At 42.6% G+C, this 18832-nt stretch carries 15 protein-coding genes; 12 read left to right on the forward strand and 3 right to left on the reverse strand.

Annotation, left to right across the window (positions count from 1 at the left end; translation table 11 throughout):
• The first annotated feature begins 80 nt into the window (after positions 1 to 80).
• From BLS28_RS25755 to BLS28_RS25780, 6 genes are all read left to right on the forward strand, one after another.
• On the forward strand, positions 81 to 2198 hold the full coding sequence (locus BLS28_RS25755) for a peptidylprolyl isomerase (RefSeq protein WP_256337538.1): 2118 nt from the start codon (positions 81 to 83) through the stop codon (positions 2196 to 2198).
• Between the two features lie 205 nt (positions 2199 to 2403).
• On the forward strand, positions 2404 to 2919 hold the full coding sequence (locus tag BLS28_RS25760) for a DUF2480 family protein (RefSeq protein WP_090534980.1): 516 nt from the start codon (positions 2404 to 2406) through the stop codon (positions 2917 to 2919).
• Between the two features lie 95 nt (positions 2920 to 3014).
• The gene (locus BLS28_RS25765) at positions 3015 to 3809 is read left to right on the forward strand and encodes a DUF3108 domain-containing protein (protein ID WP_091174566.1); all 795 of its coding nucleotides are present in this window, start codon (positions 3015 to 3017) and stop codon (positions 3807 to 3809) included.
• A gap of 14 nt (positions 3810 to 3823) precedes the next feature.
• Positions 3824 to 4387 (forward strand): DUF3109 family protein, encoded by a 564-nt coding sequence (locus BLS28_RS25770; RefSeq protein ID WP_091174567.1) that lies wholly within the window; start codon positions 3824 to 3826, stop codon positions 4385 to 4387.
• A gap of 146 nt (positions 4388 to 4533) precedes the next feature.
• Entirely contained in the window at positions 4534 to 5670 is a 1137-nt protein-coding gene (gene gmd / locus BLS28_RS25775; RefSeq protein ID WP_091174568.1) for a GDP-mannose 4,6-dehydratase, read from the forward strand.
• A 28-nt stretch (positions 5671 to 5698) separates the two neighbouring features.
• A complete protein-coding gene (locus tag BLS28_RS25780) occupies positions 5699 to 7285 on the forward strand; it encodes a gliding motility protein RemB (RefSeq protein ID WP_091174570.1) in 1587 nt (528 codons plus the stop codon).
• Between the two features lie 91 nt (positions 7286 to 7376).
• Here the strand turns inward: BLS28_RS25780 and dxs are convergent, their stop codons facing one another.
• A complete protein-coding gene (gene dxs / locus BLS28_RS25785; RefSeq protein ID WP_091174572.1) occupies positions 7377 to 9308 on the reverse strand; it encodes a 1-deoxy-D-xylulose-5-phosphate synthase in 1932 nt (643 codons plus the stop codon).
• A gap of 240 nt (positions 9309 to 9548) precedes the next feature.
• Between dxs and BLS28_RS25795 the strand changes: the two genes are divergently transcribed.
• The 5 genes from BLS28_RS25795 to BLS28_RS25815 all read left to right on the forward strand — a co-directional run bounded on the left by BLS28_RS25795 (position 9549) and on the right by BLS28_RS25815 (position 15486).
• Positions 9549 to 10298: a segregation and condensation protein A gene (locus BLS28_RS25795; RefSeq protein ID WP_091174577.1), complete on the forward strand. Its 750-nt coding sequence runs from the start codon at positions 9549 to 9551 to the stop codon at positions 10296 to 10298.
• A 37-nt stretch (positions 10299 to 10335) separates the two neighbouring features.
• Positions 10336 to 10569 (forward strand): hypothetical protein, encoded by a 234-nt coding sequence (locus tag BLS28_RS25800; protein WP_091174579.1) that lies wholly within the window; start codon positions 10336 to 10338, stop codon positions 10567 to 10569.
• Positions 10566 to 10868, forward strand: coding sequence for a type II toxin-antitoxin system RelE/ParE family toxin (locus BLS28_RS25805; RefSeq protein ID WP_091174583.1), 303 nt, complete (start codon positions 10566 to 10568; stop codon positions 10866 to 10868). Before BLS28_RS25800 ends, BLS28_RS25805 begins: the two co-directional genes overlap by 4 nt.
• 199 nt (positions 10869 to 11067) lie before the next feature.
• On the forward strand, positions 11068 to 12354 hold the full coding sequence (gene glyA, locus BLS28_RS25810; protein ID WP_091174585.1) for a serine hydroxymethyltransferase: 1287 nt from the start codon (positions 11068 to 11070) through the stop codon (positions 12352 to 12354).
• A gap of 3 nt (positions 12355 to 12357) precedes the next feature.
• The gene (locus tag BLS28_RS25815) at positions 12358 to 15486 is read left to right on the forward strand and encodes a PAS domain S-box protein (RefSeq protein WP_091174586.1); all 3129 of its coding nucleotides are present in this window, start codon (positions 12358 to 12360) and stop codon (positions 15484 to 15486) included.
• A 202-nt stretch (positions 15487 to 15688) separates the two neighbouring features.
• Here the strand turns inward: BLS28_RS25815 and BLS28_RS25820 are convergent, their stop codons facing one another.
• A complete protein-coding gene (locus BLS28_RS25820) occupies positions 15689 to 16387 on the reverse strand; it encodes a ComF family protein (protein WP_091174588.1) in 699 nt (232 codons plus the stop codon).
• 23 nt (positions 16388 to 16410) lie between these two features.
• Positions 16411 to 17478 (reverse strand): dual-specificity RNA methyltransferase RlmN, encoded by a 1068-nt coding sequence (gene rlmN, locus BLS28_RS25825; protein ID WP_091174591.1) that lies wholly within the window; start codon positions 17476 to 17478, stop codon positions 16411 to 16413.
• Positions 17479 to 17634: 156 nt separating this feature from the next.
• Between rlmN and BLS28_RS25830 the strand changes: the two genes are divergently transcribed.
• On the forward strand, positions 17635 to 18804 hold the full coding sequence (locus BLS28_RS25830; RefSeq protein WP_091174594.1) for an amidohydrolase family protein: 1170 nt from the start codon (positions 17635 to 17637) through the stop codon (positions 18802 to 18804).
• Positions 18805 to 18832 lie beyond the last annotated feature (28 nt).

Raw genomic sequence — 18832 nt, forward strand, 5'->3', positions numbered from 1 at the left:
GTGTTATAGAATTTTGTTAAAAATTGTATCTTGCGCCCTCTTAAAAAGAATAGAATAATTATAAATATAATATGGGTATAATGGGTTTTTTGCGCGAAAGGATGGGGAAGATTCTCGCATTCTTTATTGGTTTCGCGCTGCTTGCATTTATTGTGAGCGAAGTTGTAAGATCGGGCGGTTCCTTTTTCAGGGACGATAGTAACGAGCTTGCCGTTGTAAACGGCGAAAAAGTGCCCTATGACAAATTCAACGAAAAGCTGGAGCAAAACTCTGCACAGTTTAAACAACAGGGACAAAGTATCTCTCCGCAAATAGCAAGCTATCTGCAGGAAACTACCTGGAACCAGTATTTAAGCCAGTTGCTGATAGGTAAAGAGATTGAAAAACTTGGCCTTACTGTTGGTGATGATGAAATGAACGTAATGATCGGTGATAACAATCCCGACCCGCAGATAGCCCGCCAGTTTGCCGATCAGCAAACCGGTCAGTTTGATCGCAGCAGGTATGATCAGTTCAAAGCCTACCTGCAATCAGGCAAAGCCGACCCTGCTCAGAAAAAAGCATGGAGCGATTTTGTGATCGACCTGATAGAAGCTAAAAAAGCTACTAAATACATGACTTTAGTTACCAACGGCCTTTATGTAAACTCGCTTGAAGCTACAGATGATTACGAAGCAAAAAACAAGCTGGCTAACTTTAAATATGTATCGCTTGATTATGCTTCAATCCCTGATGCTAAAGTTACTTTAACCGATGCTGATTACAGCGCATATTATGATGCACACAAAGCTTCATTTAAAACTCCGCAGGAGTTAAGGAATTTTGAATACGTTAGTTTTAACGCAGCTCCTTCAAAAGAAGACTCAGCGGCAGTTAAACAACAAGCTGATAAATTAGCCAATGAATTCAAAACTACTCCTAACGATTCGCTTTTTGTGCAGATCAATGCCGAAACCAAAGCGCCTTTGGCTTATCAGCGTAAGGGCAGCCTTGACCCTAAACTGGATACTACCATGTTTAGTGCGGCTAAGGGATTTGTTTATGGCCCTTACCTTGAAAACGGCAGCTATAAAGTAGCTAAGCTGGTTGATACCAAAACCACTTTCGATTCGGTTAAAACCAGGCATATCCTGATCGACCTTGCATCTGCAGGCGGTGAAGAAAAAGCTAAAGCTAAAGCCGATTCAATTAAAAAATTAATCCAGGGCGGTAAATCATTTGCCGAACTTGCAACAGCTTTCTCTGCCGATAAAGGCAGCGCAGTAAAGGGCGGTGAAATTCCTTCATTTGACGCAAATGGCTCAATGGGCGGTCAGGGCAATTTAGTTCCTGAATATTACAATGCTGCTTATAAAGCAAATAAAGGCGATATCCTTGTTGTGAAATCACAATTTGGCTACCACGTTATTCAGGTTGAAGATCAGAAAGGTTCTGTTAAACTGGTTAAAGTTGGTGTAGTTGATAAGCCGTTAACTGCAAGCAGCAAAACCCAAACTGTAGCTTACAGCAAAGCCCAGGCATTCTTAGCCTCATTAACACCTGATAATTTTGAGGCGGAAGCTAAAAAAGAAGGTTTGAAACCCCGTACCGCCGAAGATGTTACTGCGATAGCTTCTGGTCTTCCTGGCCTGGACAACGCGCGTGACGTGGTTAGATGGGCTTACAAAGCGGAAAAAGGCGATATTACCGATAAAGTATTTACCGTAGGCGACCAGTATATAGTAAGCCGCCTTACCGAAATTAAACCTAAAGGTACATTATCTCTTGAGGCTGTTAAAAAGCAAATTGAGCCAATGGTACGTAATGAGGTTAAAGCTAAACAATTGAAAGAGAAATTTGACACAGCCCTTAGCGGCGGTACTTCAATTGACCAGGTTGCCCAAAAAGTAGGCAGCAAGGTAGTTCCGGTTGAAAACATTGTATTTGCCAATCCTATTATCCCAGGTCAATCGGCAGAGTATAAAGTTATCGGTTCAATCTTTGGTTCGGCAATCAACAAAATTTCAAAACCTGTTGATGGTGCACAGGGTGTATATGTATATGTGGTTAATGGTTTCACTAACCCGCCGGCACTAACCAATGCTATTAAACAAAAAGAACAAATTAACCAGGCGCTTTTACAACGTTCACAAGGTCAGGTGCTCGATGCATTAAAAGATAATGCAATTGTAAAAGATAACAGGGCTAAATTCTTCTAAACAAAATTTAAAGTAAATTTGCATCCGGGATCAGCGTTAAGCCGTTCCCGGATTTTTTGTTTATATACGGGCTTTTATATAGGGCAGTTAAGTAGTATTAGCTTTAAACTTTGTGCGTTCTGCTTTCAGCTTATATAAATATTGATAATCAAGCTAAGCGGCTTTAGGCTTTGTGCCTTCAGCTTTTAGCTTTCATATAAAAGATATGGATATCCAGGAAAACATAATAAACAAGGTAGCTCAGAGCGGCCTCGTTACCTTAGACCCGGCTTCTTTTTATCCTGCCGGCGATCGCGTCATTTATGATATTAAAGATAACCTGTTCCATGGCCTAATCCTTCGCGAGAAAGATTTCAGGGACTTTATAAAAGAACATGACTGGGCGCAATATGAGGGTAAAAATGTAGGTATCACCTGCACTGCCGATGCTATTGTACCAGCCTGGGCATATATGCTGCTGGCCAACCGGATGGCCCCTTACGCCCGCGAAATTGTTTTTGGGGATAAAGAGGTATTGGAAACTGTACTTTTTGAAAAGGAAATAGCCAAAGCAGATTTTGAGCAATACCGTGGGCAGCGGATTGTGTTGAAAGGTTGCGGCGATACCGAAGTGCCGGTATCTGCTTATGTTGAGCTGACTAAAAAGCTGAGTGCTGTGGTTAAAAGCCTCATGTTTGGTGAGCCTTGCTCAACAGTACCTATCTATAAGCGTAAGGATTAAGTATTTAAGCGGCAGTGCGCAATAAAAACAAGTTTAAACCATTTATAATAGCAGTTGTCATATCACAAGCCCCGGCTAAAAAGGGCTATTAATCAATGAAGAAACTGCTGATAAATAAATATTTTTTTACTGTACTGCTTTTTATAGCCTGCTGCAAGGGCGGATTTGCCCAGGAACTGAAAAAGATCAATGAGTCGATCTTTAAAGCAGGTGAACAACTGGACTACAAGATGAAATACGGTTTTTTTACTGCTGCCGAAGCTACCATAAAGGTAGAGGCCAGCGATAAGAAATATAATGACCGCCCTACATTTCATCTCGTGGCCGAAGGCAAAACCGCCGGCTCTTTCGACCTTTTTTACAAGGTACGCAACCGTTATGAATCATATGTAGATCAAACAACGTTGATGCCCTATTTTTATACTGAAAACAGGCGCGAAGGTAAGTACAGGCATACCGACAATGTTACGTTCGATCAGAAAGACAAGAAGGTAACGGCAAATAAAGGAACATTCGGGTATAAGGGCGAATCTTTTGATTTTGTATCGGCTTATTATTTTGCGCGGGCCATTGATGTTTCAAAGCTGCAACAGGGCGATACTTTTGATCTGCAATATTTCCTGGAAGACGGGTTTCACAGTATGCAAATAACCTATGTTGGCACTGAAACGGTTGAGTGTTCGCTTGGTAAGTTTAATTGTCTTAAATTTAGCCCGGCAATTATTCCGGGGCGCATTTTTCGGAAAAACAGCAAGTTGTACCTTTGGGTTACCAACGATAAGAACAGGATCCCGGTAAAGGCCCACGTTGAAGTGCTGATAGGCAGCGTAACAATGGACCTGAAATCGGCTACAGGACTTAAATATCCTTTGAACCCTATAAAAGATTGATTTAAAAAAAGATAATGATTGAGGTTGGCAATGTATTACTGCACGAGGATGTGGTAAAAGAGAATTTTGTATGTAATTTAAATAAATGCAAGGGTGCCTGCTGCCTTGAAGGAGATTCGGGCGCGCCACTTAATGCCGATGAACTCGATATCCTGAAAGAGATCTATCCCAAAGTAAAGCCTTACCTTACCGCCAAAGGGATCAAAACCATTGAAAAGGAAGGGGTTTACGTTACCGATTTTGAAGGGGATTATACTACGCCCTGTGTTGATACCAACAAAGAATGCGCCTATGTAATATGGGAAAACGGCATTACTAAATGCGGTATTGAAAAAGCGTATGAAGAAGGTGCCGTTAATTGGAAAAAACCCATATCGTGCCATTTATATCCTATCCGCATAACATCTTATCCCGAGTTTGATGTTTTAAACTATGACCGTTGGAATATCTGCAGCCCTGCATGTTCATTTGGGGATGAGTTGAAAGTACGCGTTCACGAATTTTTGAAAGATCCGCTCATCCGTAAATACGGAGCAGATTGGTACCGGGAACTGGAAGATACCGTTGCCGGGATTTAATCTTTTGTAAAATTTTTTAAGCCGGATATTTTTTTCTTTAAACTGTACTATAACGCCTGCCCAAACCTATATATTGAACGTCATAGGGGTAATTACAATAAAATTGGATATTATTGTACTACCTAATATATCTACGGTCATAATTAATGAAAAAGGCTTTAATAACAGGCATAACGGGTCAGGATGGCGCTTATTTAGCAGAATTTTTGCTGAAGAAGGGCTATGAGGTACACGGGGTTAAACGCCGCTCATCCTTATTAAATACCGACAGGATAGATCATTTATACCATGACCCGCATGAGTCTGGTGTTAAATTCAGCCTGCATTATGGCGACCTCACCGATTCAACAAATCTGATCAGGCTAATCCAGGAAGTTCAGCCCGATGAAATTTATAACCTTGCAGCACAAAGCCATGTAAAAGTGAGCTTTGAAACCCCCGAATATACCGCCAATGCCGATGGTGTTGGTGTACTACGTATTCTTGAAGCAGTAAGGCTTCTTGATCTCACCAAAAAAACACGCATCTATCAGGCTTCCACATCCGAGCTGTATGGTTTGGTGCAGGCTGTGCCCCAAAGTGAAACCACTCCCTTTTATCCACGCTCACCTTACGCGGTGGCAAAACTATATGGCTACTGGATTGTAGTTAATTATCGCGAAGCCTATGGTATGTATGCCTGCAACGGGATTTTGTTTAACCATGAAAGCCCGGTAAGGGGCGAAACTTTCGTTACCCGGAAAATTACCCGGGCAGCATCAAAAATAGCCCTTGGCTCGCAAAACTGTTTGTATGTAGGCAACCTTTCGGCGCAGCGCGATTGGGGGCATGCCAAAGATTATATAGAGGCGATGTGGCTGATGCTGCAGCAGGAAAGGGCCGAAGACTTTGTAATAGCAACCGGCGTAACAACCACCGTCCGCGATTTTATCAGGATGGCTTTCATGGAGTTGGGTATCGAAGTTGAATTTAGCGGAAAGGATGAGAACGAGCGTGGGGTGATTATTGATATTGATGAGGAAAGGGCTATCGCGCTTGGATTGAACCTGGAGGCTTTGAGGTTTGGGCAAACTGTTGTAAAAGTTGACCCCAGGTATTTCAGGCCGACAGAGGTTGATCTGTTAATTGGAGATGCTGCCAAAGCTTATAATAAGCTCGGCTGGAAACCAAAATATGACCTGCAGGCATTGGTGACGGATATGGTACTGGCAGATCTGCAACTGGTAAAAAAAGATGAATATCTGAAAAAAGGTGGGTTTAACACGCCTAATTATTTTGAATAACCAAGTATAAAACCATATAAACCATTATATGAAGAGAATATTTACAAGCATTATTTTACTGCTTTTGATAAGCGGGTTTGCGAAGGCCCAGTCAATATATCAACCTTATAACTACCAGTTTTATCAGAAACTAAATGAGGATATTTATTCAACCAAAACAAGGGTACATAGTTCATTAAAACCATTTATGGTTGATGACTCACTTTTGAAAGTTCACTATGACTCATTGATGAACTTAAACGATCTTAAAGGGCGTTTTTTTAATGAACATCAGATTGATGTTAAAAGCAGCAACTCCACGTTCTATGCCGATCTATTACCCGACTTTAATCTAAGCCGTGATTTCTCAGGGAAAAAGAATACCAATTTTGGTACGCTTGGGATCCAGTTGGGCGGTACCTTCGGAAAAAACTTTTCGTATAATGTGGCCGGATATGAAAACCGTGCGGTATTACCTAATTATTTACAAACCTACGTTAACCAGGTTGGTATAGCCCCCGGGCAGGCGTACGCCGGTATTTACGGCAATGAATACCGCTGGTCATATATCACGGCTAACGTTTCGTATACACCGATAAAGTTTTTGAACATCAGCGCGGGGCGCGATAAAACCTTTGTTGGCGATGGCTACCGGTCATTATTATTATCTGATTATGCGTCACCATATCCATTTTTCAAGCTAACGGCTACGCTGGGCAATGTGCGTTATATGGCCATGTGGACTTATTTTAATGACCCGCTTTCGGTAAAAGTAGATAATGGGGACAGGAAAAAATTTGGTGTATTTCACTATTTAGACTGGAACGTATCTAATCGGTTATCACTCGGTTTCTTTGACGCGGTGATATGGGCTGCTAAGGATGATTTAGGGCATAAACGCGGGTTTGATTTTACTTACATCAACCCGGTGATATTTTTAAGGCCTGTTGAAGCTTCAAATGGCTCACCCGATAACGCTTTGATAGGATTTACAGCTAAATATAAGCTAACTGATGGCATCACCGCTTATGGTCAGTTTTCGCTTGACGAGTTTGAGTCTTCAAGCTTTTTTTCAAGTAAAGGTAGCTCACGCAATAAATACGGATTTCAATTGGGTGTAAGGGGGGCTAACCTGTTTAATGTTAAAGGCTTAAACTATTTGCTCGAGACAAATAATGTTAAACCATATACCTATTCAGAGCGTTCTTCGGTAATCAATTACACTGAAAATGGCGAGCCGATAGGACATCCCTGGGGCGCCAATTTCCGCGAAGTAGTTGGACTGCTTAACTATTCATATAAAAGGTTTGATTTTTCAGGAGAGCTCGACTATGGGCATTACGGGCTTGATGTCAATGGCCTGAACTATGGTAAAGACCCTTTTCAAGGCTATCGTGACCCGGCAAGGTTATATGGCAACTACACCGGGCAGGGCTTAACCACCAATATGGTGTACCTGGAGGGAAAAGTGGCCTATTTAATTAACCCTAAATATAACTTAAGGTTTGAGCTTGGCGGCCTGGTACGCCGTGAAAAGAACAGCCAGTTTAATGATAAAACATCAATGTTAACCTTTGGTATCCGTAGTTCATTCCGTGCTATATACAATGATTTGGCGAGGTATAAAGCGAATTAGTTGGGGCTCTGCGTGATTAAAGAATTTTAACAAAACATAAAAAGCGACTGATGGTCGCTTTTTATGTTTTGTACGTAATAACAATTTTGCATTACGACGCTATCGTATTCACATTGCGTTTCTCAGCCATGTTACGTACTTGCCTAGCTATACCGTTGGCATCAAAGCCACAGTCGGCCCATAGTTCGGGCTGGTCGCCATGTTCAATAAACTTGTCAGGGATACCCAGGCGTTTAACCTGGATATTGGTATAGCCATTATCGGCCATAAATTCAAGTACCGCGCTACCCATGCCGCCTTCAATGCAGCCGTCTTCAACGGTAATTACTTTATTAAAGTTTTTGAATACGTCATGTAATAAAGCCTCATCAAGCGGTTTTACAAAGCGGAGATCGTAATGGGCCGGGTTATAACCTTCGGCATTGAGTTCGGCAGTGGCTTTAATCACCTCGTTGCCGATAGCGCCAATAGACAGGATAGCCACATCATCGCCATCACAAACCTTACGGCCTTTGCCTACGGGGATGGCTTTGAACGGACGCTGCCAGTCAACCATAACTCCATTACCACGTGGATACCTGATCACGAATGGCCCCATGTTTTCCTGCTGGGCAGTAAACATCAGGTTGCGCAGTTCTTCCTCGTTCATGGGGGCAGATACCACCATATTGGGGATACAGCGCATGTAGGCCATGTCATAAGCGCCATGGTGAGTAGCACCATCTGCCCCGGCAAATCCTGCGCGGTCAAGGCAAAACACTACATTAAGCTTTTGTATGGCCACGTCATGGATCACCTGGTCATAAGCCCGCTGCATAAAGCTGGAGTAAATGTTGCAGAACGGAATGAGCCCCTGGGTAGCTAAACCGGCGGAGAAAGTTACCGCATGCTGCTCGGCAATACCTACGTCAAACGCACGGTTAGGCATGGCCTTCATCATCAGGTTTAATGAACAACCTGATGGCATCGCCGGCGTAATACCCATGATCTTAGGGTTTTGCTCGGCCAGTTCAATGATACTATGTCCAAACACATCCTGGTATTTAGGAGGCTGAGGCTTGTCGTATTTAGTTTTTTTGATTTCGCCGGTGATCTTGTCAAACAAGCCTGGAGCATGCCACTTGGTCTGGTCTTTTTCGGCAAGGGCATAGCCTTTACCTTTCACCGTGATACAGTGCAGTAATTTAGGTCCCGGAATATCGCGCAGGTCCTTTAAAACTTTTATCAGATGATTAACATCATGCCCGTCAATAGGGCCAAAATAACGGAACTTAAGTGCTTCAAAAAAGTTGCTGCGTTTAAGCAGGGTACCTTTAATGCTTTTTTCGAGTTTTTGGGCTACTTTAAAGGCATCCGGGCCAATGGATGATAGTTTGGCCAGTACGTGGGCAATATCGTCCCTGAAGCGGTTGTATGGCTTTGACGTGGTTATGTCAGTCAGGTATTCTTTCAATGCGCCAACATTAGGGTCGATGGCCATGTTATTGTCATTCAAAATCACCAGCAGATTGGAGTTTTCAATGCCGGCATGGTTAAGTGCTTCAAAGGCCATGCCTGCGGTCATCGAGCCGTCGCCAATTACGGCTACATGCTGCCTGTCTGTTTCGCCTTTATAATGAGAGGCAACAGCCATACCCAATGCGGCAGATATAGAAGTTGATGAATGGCCTACACCAAAAGTATCGTATATGCTTTCCGAACGTTTTGGGAAGCCGCTGATGCCACCATGAATGCGATTGGTGTGAAACTCATCACGGCGGCCGGTAAGTATTTTATGGCCGTAAGCCTGGTGCCCAACATCCCAAACTAACTGATCGTATGGCGTATTAAGTACGTATTGTAGCGCTACGGTAAGTTCAACCACACCCAGGCTGGCGGCAAAGTGCCCGCCATTAACTGATACTACGTCAATAATATACTGGCGTAGTTCCTTGCATACCTGTTCAAGCTCTGTTTCATTAAGTAGCTTTAAATCAGATGGATAATTTATTTTTTGTAATAAATTCCCGGCCGGTACCTGCATTGACATTCGTAAGGATATTTAACCTGCAAAATAAACTAATTATTGTTACATTCAGGGTATATAAAGATATTAAATTACTTAACAAACAGGATATGCCAAAGAAAACAGTTTGGTTAAGGCATATTATGATGGTCAACAGAAGCAGTGGATTGTTTGTTTTTAAACCTGAAAGTCTGTGCTTTGCAGCTTAATTCTTGCTGCGATGAATCCGGCCGAAATGTTTATTTTTGACCGGATTTTATGACCGACGATAGTTTTGCCATTAGGTTACCCCAGTTTGAAGGCCCGTTTGACCTGCTGCTGTTTTTCATTGAGCGCGATGAGCTGGATATTCACGATATCCCAATAGCAAAAATTGCCGATGATTTTTTGCACTACCTGCACCAGATGAGCAGCCTCAATATGGAAATTGCCAGTGAATTTATTTTCGTGGCAGCAACACTTATGCGCATTAAGGCCAAAATGCTGTTGCCGCGTTACGGCACCGAAGAGGCCGGCGATGACCCGGACACCAAAGAAAACCTGATCAGGAAACTCATCGAGTATAAAAAGTTTAAAGAGGTGTGTGAAGAGATCAGGCCCATGGAAGATGAGCGATTTAAACAGGAAAAGCGCGGCAATATCAAACATGACCTCGAACAGGTTGAAAAAGTAGCCGTGCCCGGCGAAGAATTATCTGAGCTAACGCTTTACCGCCTCATGGTTGTTTACGAACGGATGATCCGCAATTTCACCAGGCGCAGCGAGGAGGTTAAACACACGGTAGTACAGTATCCCTACACCATTGAAAAACAAAAGAAGGCAGTTGCTGATCTGCTTAAGATCAATAAAATGCTCGATTTTAAAGCAATCGCAAAAGAATCTGAAAACAAAGTTCATTTTGTATATAACTTTTTGGCGGTGCTTGAAATGTTGCAACAGGAGCTGATAGATATCCAGATTGGATTGGGTTATAATAACTTTTGGATTTCACCGAAAGTGGAAAGTTAAAATCAAAATTATTAACTTTATAATAAAGTTTCAAATTATGGATATTGCATTAAAGTATAAAATAGTAGAAAAGATAATTCAGAGTAACGATGATAATATACTTAATGAAATAAACTCATTGTTGGGCTTATCCGAAAATGATTTTTGGTCAGATCTTCCAACACCGGTTCAGCAAGCTATTGATAAAGCAAAAAATCAGCTTGATCAAGGTAAAGGTACTCCCCACAAAGAGGTAATGGCTAAAATACAATCTCGTTTTCTGAATAAATGATGCAACGCGAGATTGTCATTTGGTCGCCTGTTGCAGAACTTACCTATTATGAGATATTGGAATATCTCGATGAGAACTGGACTGTTAAAGAGGTGATAGCCTTTGTTAAACGTACCAATGAAGTGATCGGTCACATATCCAATAACCCGTTACTTTATCCCTATTCTAAACAAAGTGATACACATAAATGTGTCGTTGTAAAACAGGTAAGCTTGTTTTATCGTGTAAAAGCTAATAATATTATCGAGCTTTTAATGTTTTGGGATAATCGGCTTGATCCGGATAAACTTAAATTCTAAACCTGCAATGCATGAGTAATCTATAGTCATTGTAGCTGTATGAAATTCTATTAATTTATTCGCTGTAAAAGCCTGAATAGCAAATAATATTATGTTTACTTTTTATTAAGTAAAATTTAACATTGCGGTATCTCAAATCTCATATCTCACATCTCAAATCTATATCAATTGTGTAACTTAGCGCCGTTAAAAACACACAATGAAAAGAGACAAACTGATATTTAAGCTATTGGATGAAGAGCAGCAACGCCAGGAAGAGGGCATTGAACTTATAGCATCTGAGAATTTTGTAAGCAGGCAGGTTATGGAAGCTGCAGGTTCTGTTGCAACCAACAAATATGCCGAAGGTTTACCGGGCAAACGCTATTACGGCGGCTGCCAGGTGGTTGACGAAATTGAAACCATAGCTATCGAGCGCGCTAAGCAATTGTTTAATGCCGAGTGGGTTAACGTACAACCTCATTCTGGTGCACAGGCAAACGCGGCAGTTATGCTTGCTGTATTGCAGCCGGGCGATAAAATATTAGGTTTTGACCTTTCACATGGTGGTCACTTAACGCATGGTTCGCCTGTTAACTTTTCGGGTAAATTGTATGAACCTCATTTTTATGGTGTAAGTAAAGAAACCGGTTTGGTTGACTATGCTCAGTTAAAAGAGGTGGCCCTGCGCGAAAAACCGAAACTGATCATTGCAGGCGCTTCGGCTTACTCGCGCGATTGGGACTATGAGTTTATCCGTAAGGTGGCTGATGAGGTTGGTGCTTTGGTACTGGCCGATATTTCGCACCCGGCAGGTTTAATTGCCCGTGGCTTGTTAACTGATCCGCTGCCACATTGCCACATCGTTACTACTACTACCCACAAAACTTTACGCGGCCCTCGTGGCGGCTTAATAATGATGGGTAAGGATTTCGAAAACCCATTCGGCATCAAAACTCCAAAAGGCGAAATCAGGATGATGTCGTCATTATTGGATATGGCCGTGTTCCCAGGTACACAGGGAGGCCCGTTGGAGCACATCATAGCTGCTAAAGCAGTAGCTTTTGGTGAGGCTTTGAGCGATAGCTACATGAAATACATTGTGCAGGTTAAAAAGAATGCCGATGCTATGGCCGAAGCATTTGTGAAGCTGGGCTATCAGATCATATCTGGCGGTACCGATAATCATTTAATGCTGATCGATCTTCGTAATAAAAATATTACAGGCAAAGCTGCCGAAAATGCTTTGGTAACTGCCGATATCACCGTGAATAAAAATATGGTGCCATATGATGATAAATCGCCATTTGTAACCTCAGGCATCCGTGTAGGTACTGCGGCTATCACCACCCGCGGGATGAAGGAAAAACATATGGAGCATATTGTTGAATTGATAGATGCTGTAATTTCTGATCCTGAAAATGAACATTCTATCAAGAAAATCCGTAAAAGGGTTCACAAGTTAATGTACGACTTCCCGTTGTACAGAGATAAGGACTCAGAGTAAAAAATGACACTAAGGCAGGAAGATCCATCAAACATAGAAGATAAGCGCTTAGCAGCGCTTAAATCATACAATGTTTTGGATACCATGCCTGAAAAGGAGTACGACGCTATTACGCGTTTAGCCTCCTACATATGCCAGGTACCGGTAGCGCTGATAACGCTGCTTGATGCCGAAAGACAATGGTTTAAATCAGCATACGGCGTCGACGTGGGGGAAACACCCCGCGCCGACGCTTTTTGCAACCGCACCATCCAATCTGATGCACTTCTTGAAATAGCCGACTCCAAAGAAGATGAGGAGTTTAAGGATAATCCCGCAGCCAATGAAATGGGCGTACGTTTTTATGCCGGCGCGCCGTTGATTGACCCGGATGGGCACAGGCTTGGCTCATTGTGTGTGATTGATACAAAGCCGCGTAAGCTCACAGCCGAACAGCGTGACGCGCTACGCACGCTGGCCGATGAGGTTATGTCGCACCTGCTGCTCCGGAAACAGAAGCTTGAATTGGAGAAAAATTTGAAAAGCCATCAGGAGTTTCATAATCTTTTTGACAGTTCTCCTGATATCCATTGCATTATGGACCGGGATTTTATCATTGAGCAAATCAATCGTTCTGCCAAATCTGTTTTAGGCTATTCGCCCGTTGAGGTTATAGGTAAACCTATCTGGAGCTTTTTCCAGGAAGAAGAGCGGGCTAAATCGCTGTCGGCCCTGAAAAAAGGATTAGGCAGGCAGCAACGCCATTTCGAAATAGAAGCAAATATTATAACACCGTCGGGCGATATTAAATGCATCAGCTGGTCGGTAACTTTTAAAAGTGATAAATGGTTTGCCAGCGGGCGCGATATCAGTTATCAAAAAAAGGTGGCCAATGAATTGGCATTATTATCATTGGTGGCAAGTAGGGTTACCAGTGGTGTGGTTATCAGCAATGCGGCAGATGAGGTGATATGGACCAATGAAGCTTTTGAGCAAATAACCGGCTATAACCAGGCCGATGTAGAAAACCGGCGCCTGCGCGATGTGCTTAAAGGTGTACCGTTGGATGCCGAAGCTGTAAAACGGCTTGATGAAGCCATCCGCAACCAGGTATCTTACGAAGTAGACTTGTTGATAGATAAAAAAGGTGGTGAACCGGTTTGGATCTCGGTATTTAACTCGGTGATCCGCGACAGTGCCGGCCAAACAGATAAATTTATCAGGGTTATTATTGATATAACCCAGCGTAAAAAAATAGAACAGGAACTGGAGATACTGTCCTTCGCGGCCCGTAAATCGCCAAGCGGTATCCTGATCCGCAGTAATACGGGTGAGGTGATCTGGATGAATGAAGCCCTGGAGAATATAACAGGTTATACGTTTGACGAAATGCGTGGTAAAATGTTTGGTACCATGCTGGTTGGTGAAGATACCGACCTTAATGTGTTTAAGGCGGCAGTAAAAGCTGTAGAGGAAAAACGGGGATATGAAGTTGAAATAAAAGTTTATAAAAAGGACAAAACCCCGATCTGGATCTTTCTGTCAAATAGCCCTTTATTTAATGAAACAGGCAGTGTTGAAAGACAGATAGCTGTAATGGTTGACATCACCGAACGTAAGAAAACTGAAGAGCAGGTAAACATGCTTTCGTTGGTGGCCAGCAGTACTGCCAGTGGCGTGGTAATTAATAACAGCGATGGTAAGGTTGAGTGGGTCAATAAAGCGTTTGAGCAAATAACCGGCTATACTTTGCTTGATGTGAAAGACAACCATCTTGGCGATGTGCTAAAAGGGGAGCTTACCGACGTATCTATTATCCAAAAGGCACGGGAGTTGTCCCGCAATAAACAATCATTTGAGGTTGACCTGCTGGTTTACCGGAAAGACAGGCAGCCTTTGTGGATTTCGGTGATCAACTCGGTGATTATTAACAGTAAGGGCGAAGTTGATAAATACATAGAGGTTATCATTGACATAACTGCTAAAAAGAAGGCTGAAATTGAACTCATTAATGCCCGGGAGGAAGCTGTACAGCTGAGTCGCGCCAAAGATATGTTCATATCAGTAATGAGCCACGAGATCCGTACGCCGCTGAATGCCGTAATTGGTATGTCGCATTTGTTACTGGAGGATGATCCGCTTGATGGGCAAAAGGAAAACCTTAACATCCTGAAATTCTCGGCCGAAAACCTGATGACACTGATCAATGATGTGCTTGATTTTGCCAAGATCGAAACCGGGAATGTTGAGCTGGAGAAGGAGCGGGTTGATTTGACCGAGCTTGTTCAAAGCATAACAAGCTCCATGCAGTATAAAGCCGCCGAAAAAAATATATATATTAGCAAAAGCATTGATGAGGCTATACCCAAAGTGATTTTGGGCGACCGCACCCGGCTGATCCAGATATTACTAAACCTTGTTGGTAATGCGATTAAATTTACCGAGAAAGGTGGAGTTACCATCGATCTGAAAGTGATACAGCAATCAGAACAGGATGTGCGCATCAGGTTTGCAGTAATTGATACCGGCATAGGCATTGCAGCAAATAAACTGGGTACTATATTTGAGCAGTTTAAGCAGGCCGAACTGGATACTACACGCAAGTTTGGAGGTACCGGCCTTGGCCTCGCTATCAGCAAGCGGTTAATTGAACTGCACGACTCGCGCATAAATGTTGACAGCGTACCAGGACAGGGATCAACATTTTGGTTTACCATAGGCTTTAAAAAAGGAGACTACCAGTCGAACAGAAATAGTAATAACGTGGAAGAAGGACTTAAAATAAATGTTTTAGTAGTAGATGACAATCAGATTAACCGCCTGCTCATTAATAAGATATTAAAGAAATGGGGTGCCAGCGCTGATTTTGCCGAAAACGGCATTGAAGCTATTGAAAAGGTTGAAACCAACCGCAACTACAACGTAGTGCTGATGGATATCCACATGCCCGAAATGGGCGGTTTGGAAGCGACAGGCATTATCCGCGCTAAAACAGAAGCTTATTTCCAGCAGTTACCAATCATTGCCCTTACGGCCTCTATGCTCAGCAACCAAATGGGCGAGATTAACAATGCCGGAATGAATGACTACATCCTTAAACCCTTTGACCCGAGGGTGCTATACGATAAATTAAGCAGGTACCAGCAGCAGTAGGCTGTTATTGATTAGAGACTGAAGATTAGAGGTTAGTTTGTTTAAATCCCGGTACTAAAACAGGTGTCATTGCGATAGCGCGGCCATCGCATGGAAGCATGACCGCCCTGTGTAGTATGCGATTGCCATGTCGCATCCCTGACTTATCCCTATGTTGCTCCTCGCAATGGCATGATTAGTATAATCTTATTCGATTATGATCCTACACCGCATAAGCTATGGTAGCTATACTCAACTTCAAACCAGGAACTTTCAATAACTCCGCCCCGCAGGCTTCAAGCGTTGAGCCGGTAGTTACTATATCGTCGACCAGTAATACATGTTTGCCTTCAAGTGCAGCCGCATCTTTAACAGCAAATACATGATGCATATTTTCAAACCGGGCAAAGCGTGATCGTTGAGTTTGAGTTTTAGTGGCCACTGTACGTACGAGGCTGTGCTCATCAACCACCCCCTTTAACTTTTCGGCAAGGCCATGGGCAAAGCAGGCGCTTTGGTTGTAGCCACGTTCGCGCAGGCGGCGCTGATGGAGCGGCACCGGAATAATTACATCTGCCGTATTAAAAATATCATTTGCGGCCAGCTGTGCCCCTGCTATGACGCCAAGCAGATTGCCGATCTGGTGCATGCCTTTGTATTTAAAATGGTGCATCAGGTTTTGGATTTTTCCTCCTTTATGAAAATAATAGAGTGCGTAGGCGGCTTCAACATTAATTTTACCCCAAAATTGCTGGGCTACAATATTAGCAGGCTGCTGATGAAAATTGGTAAAGGGTAAATTAAAGCGGCAATCGCTGCAAATGATATGCTCACCTGCTACCAAGCTGGCCTGGCAAGCCGGGCAAAGCTCCGGGAACAGCAGGGCGGCAAAATCTGAAAGGTAGGCACGCAGTAATTTCATGCCCTCAATTTAATACGGATTTTTTAAACTTCGGCCAGTTTATCTTTTTCTTTGATGGCGAGCTGTCCGCAGGCGGCGTCAATATCCTTGCCGCGGCTCCGCCGGAGGTGCGTGTTAATACCTTGTTTGGTGAGGTAATCAGCAAATGCTTCAACTTTATCTTCGCCGGCATTGATGTAGCTGGCAAAAGCGATAGGATTGTATTCAATGATGTTAACTTTGCAAGGCAGGTGTTTGCAAAATTTAGCCAGCTCCATAGCGTCCTGGATGCCATCGTTCACACCATCAAAAATAATGTACTCGTAGGTCACCGGGTTTTTGGTTTTGGCGTAGTAATATTTCAATGCCTCGGCCAGGGCCTTTAACGAGTTTTGCTCGTTAATGGGCATAATAGTATTCCGTTTTTCGTCGTTTGCCGCATGCAGGGAAAGGGCAAGGTTAAATTTTACCTGGTCGTCGCCCAGTTTTTTGATCATTTTGGCAATGCCGGCTGTTGATACGGTAATGCGTTTGGCAGCCATGTTAAGCCCATCCTCGGAGGTGATGCGCTCTATCGACTTCATCATATTGGCATAGTTGAGCAACGGCTCGCCCATGCCCATGTAAACAATATTTGATAAAGGCTGATTGTAGTTTTCGCGGGCCTGCTGATCAATTAAAACTACCTGGTCGTAAATTTCATCAGGGTTGAGGTTCCTTTTGCGCTCCATATAGCCGGTGGCACAAAATTTACAGGTAAGACTACAACCCACCTGCGATGATACACAGGCCGTCATACGGCCGGGAGTTGGAATTAAAACGCCCTCAATTAAGTGGTTATCGTGTAAAATAAAAGAATTTTTTATAGTTTTATCAGCACTAACCTGTGAAGAATTAATTTTTACATTATTAATTACAAAATTTGCATCCAGTTTAGCACGGAGTTCTTTTGAAATATTGCTCATCTCGTTGAAAGAAAAGCAAGATTTTTTCCAAAGCCATTCATACACCTGTTTTGCCCTGAAGCCTTTTTCATCCATACGGATAAAATGCTCCTGTAAAGCATTCAGGCTCAGGCTGCGGATGTCGATTTTATCTTTTGTATTGTTCACAGTGCAAAAGTACTTAAATTTAAAAAAATCTATCTTTTTTTAAAGTCATTCTTTTTTGGCTAATAAAAAACAATAACTAAAAGTTAATTGTACTTATTTTGCAGGACAGATTGTTTTGAAAAACGTTATGTGTTACGATACCAAGTTTAAATTTTAATGAAAAGTTTTAGAGCCGATTACGTTTTTCCTGTTTATGCCGATCCGATTAAAAATGGTATAGTCACTGTTGATGATCAAGGTAAGATCATCGCTGTTACCGATAGTAACAAGCCTCCCAGCGGGCATGTGCAACAAGTAAGCGGAGTTATTTGCCCCGGATTTATTAATACGCATTGCCATACCGAACTTTCTCATTTAAAAGATAAAGTAAAGCCCAAAGGCGGCCTGGTAAATTTTATAAAAGACGTTCAATCTTTACGCAGTACCGATCAGCAGGAGGTTCTTGATGCCATAGCTAAAGCCGATCAGGAAATGTATGATAACGGCATTGTAGCCGTTGGTGATATCTCCAACACTAATAACAGTGTTGCGATGAAAAAACAAAGCAAATTATACTATCATACCTTTGTTGAAACTTTTGGTTTTTTGCCCGAAAAGGCTGCTGAAGTTTTTGAAAAAGCGCTGGCTCTGCTCAATGAATTTAAGCCCGGCTCATGTTCTATAACCCCGCATGCACCGTATTCGGTATCAAAGGAGTTATTTAAGCTGATTAAAAAGCACAGCGATACCAACGATGAAAACCTGCTCAGTATCCATAACCAGGAGTGTGAGGATGAGAACAAATTTTACCGGTATAAGCTTGGTGCTTTTTTAGAGTTGTACGAGCATTTTGGTATGGATATATCCTATTTCAAGCCACAGGCCCGTAACTCTGTACAATCTATTATCCCGCTGCTCTCTAACAAACAAAAGGTTTTGCTGGTACATAATACCTGTACCAACCTAAAAGATATTTATTTCATAAAACGATTTGACAGGAAGATAAACTGGTGTTTTTGCCCTAATGCCAATCTTTATATTGAGGGGCGTTTACCTAAAATTGATCTTTTTGTTGACCAGGGTTTTAATATTACCCTTGGTACTGATAGCCTTGCATCAAACAGCAAATTATGTTTACTGAGCGAGATGCGAGCTATTCAACAAAAGTTCCCTTCCATAAGCTTACCGCGCCTGGTTGAATGGGGTACCCGTAATGGAGCCGAATACCTGGGTATCGACGATGAAAAAGGCACGCTTGAAGCAGGCAAAACCCCGGGCCTGAACCTGATCAGCGGCCTTGATGGGTTTAAGATCACACCCGAAACCAAAGTAAAGAAACTGATATAATTGACACTAATTTTCACAAATTAGATCG

Origin of the sequence: Mucilaginibacter gossypii (assembly GCF_900100945.1) — a bacterium.
GTDB classification, from domain to species: Bacteria; Bacteroidota; Bacteroidia; order Sphingobacteriales; family Sphingobacteriaceae; genus Mucilaginibacter; species Mucilaginibacter gossypii.

Coding starts and splice junctions, on each gene's coding strand:
- BLS28_RS25780 (WP_091174570.1), top strand. CDS start 5,699: ATGAAGAGAATATTTACAAGCATTATTTTACTGCTTTTGATAAGCGGG.
- BLS28_RS25815 (WP_091174586.1), top strand. CDS start 12,358: ATGACACTAAGGCAGGAAGATCCATCAAACATAGAAGATAAGCGCTTA.
- BLS28_RS25820 (WP_091174588.1), bottom strand. CDS start 16,387: ATGAAATTACTGCGTGCCTACCTTTCAGATTTTGCCGCCCTGCTGTTC.
- BLS28_RS25795 (WP_091174577.1), top strand. CDS start 9,549: ATGACCGACGATAGTTTTGCCATTAGGTTACCCCAGTTTGAAGGCCCG.
- glyA (WP_091174585.1), top strand. CDS start 11,068: ATGAAAAGAGACAAACTGATATTTAAGCTATTGGATGAAGAGCAGCAA.
- BLS28_RS25800 (WP_091174579.1), top strand. CDS start 10,336: ATGGATATTGCATTAAAGTATAAAATAGTAGAAAAGATAATTCAGAGT.
- BLS28_RS25765 (WP_091174566.1), top strand. CDS start 3,015: ATGAAGAAACTGCTGATAAATAAATATTTTTTTACTGTACTGCTTTTT.
- dxs (WP_091174572.1), bottom strand. CDS start 9,308: ATGCAGGTACCGGCCGGGAATTTATTACAAAAAATAAATTATCCATCT.
- BLS28_RS25770 (WP_091174567.1), top strand. CDS start 3,824: ATGATTGAGGTTGGCAATGTATTACTGCACGAGGATGTGGTAAAAGAG.
- BLS28_RS25760 (WP_090534980.1), top strand. CDS start 2,404: ATGGATATCCAGGAAAACATAATAAACAAGGTAGCTCAGAGCGGCCTC.
- BLS28_RS25755 (WP_256337538.1), top strand. CDS start 81: ATGGGTTTTTTGCGCGAAAGGATGGGGAAGATTCTCGCATTCTTTATT.
- gmd (WP_091174568.1), top strand. CDS start 4,534: ATGAAAAAGGCTTTAATAACAGGCATAACGGGTCAGGATGGCGCTTAT.
- BLS28_RS25805 (WP_091174583.1), top strand. CDS start 10,566: ATGATGCAACGCGAGATTGTCATTTGGTCGCCTGTTGCAGAACTTACC.
- BLS28_RS25830 (WP_091174594.1), top strand. CDS start 17,635: ATGAAAAGTTTTAGAGCCGATTACGTTTTTCCTGTTTATGCCGATCCG.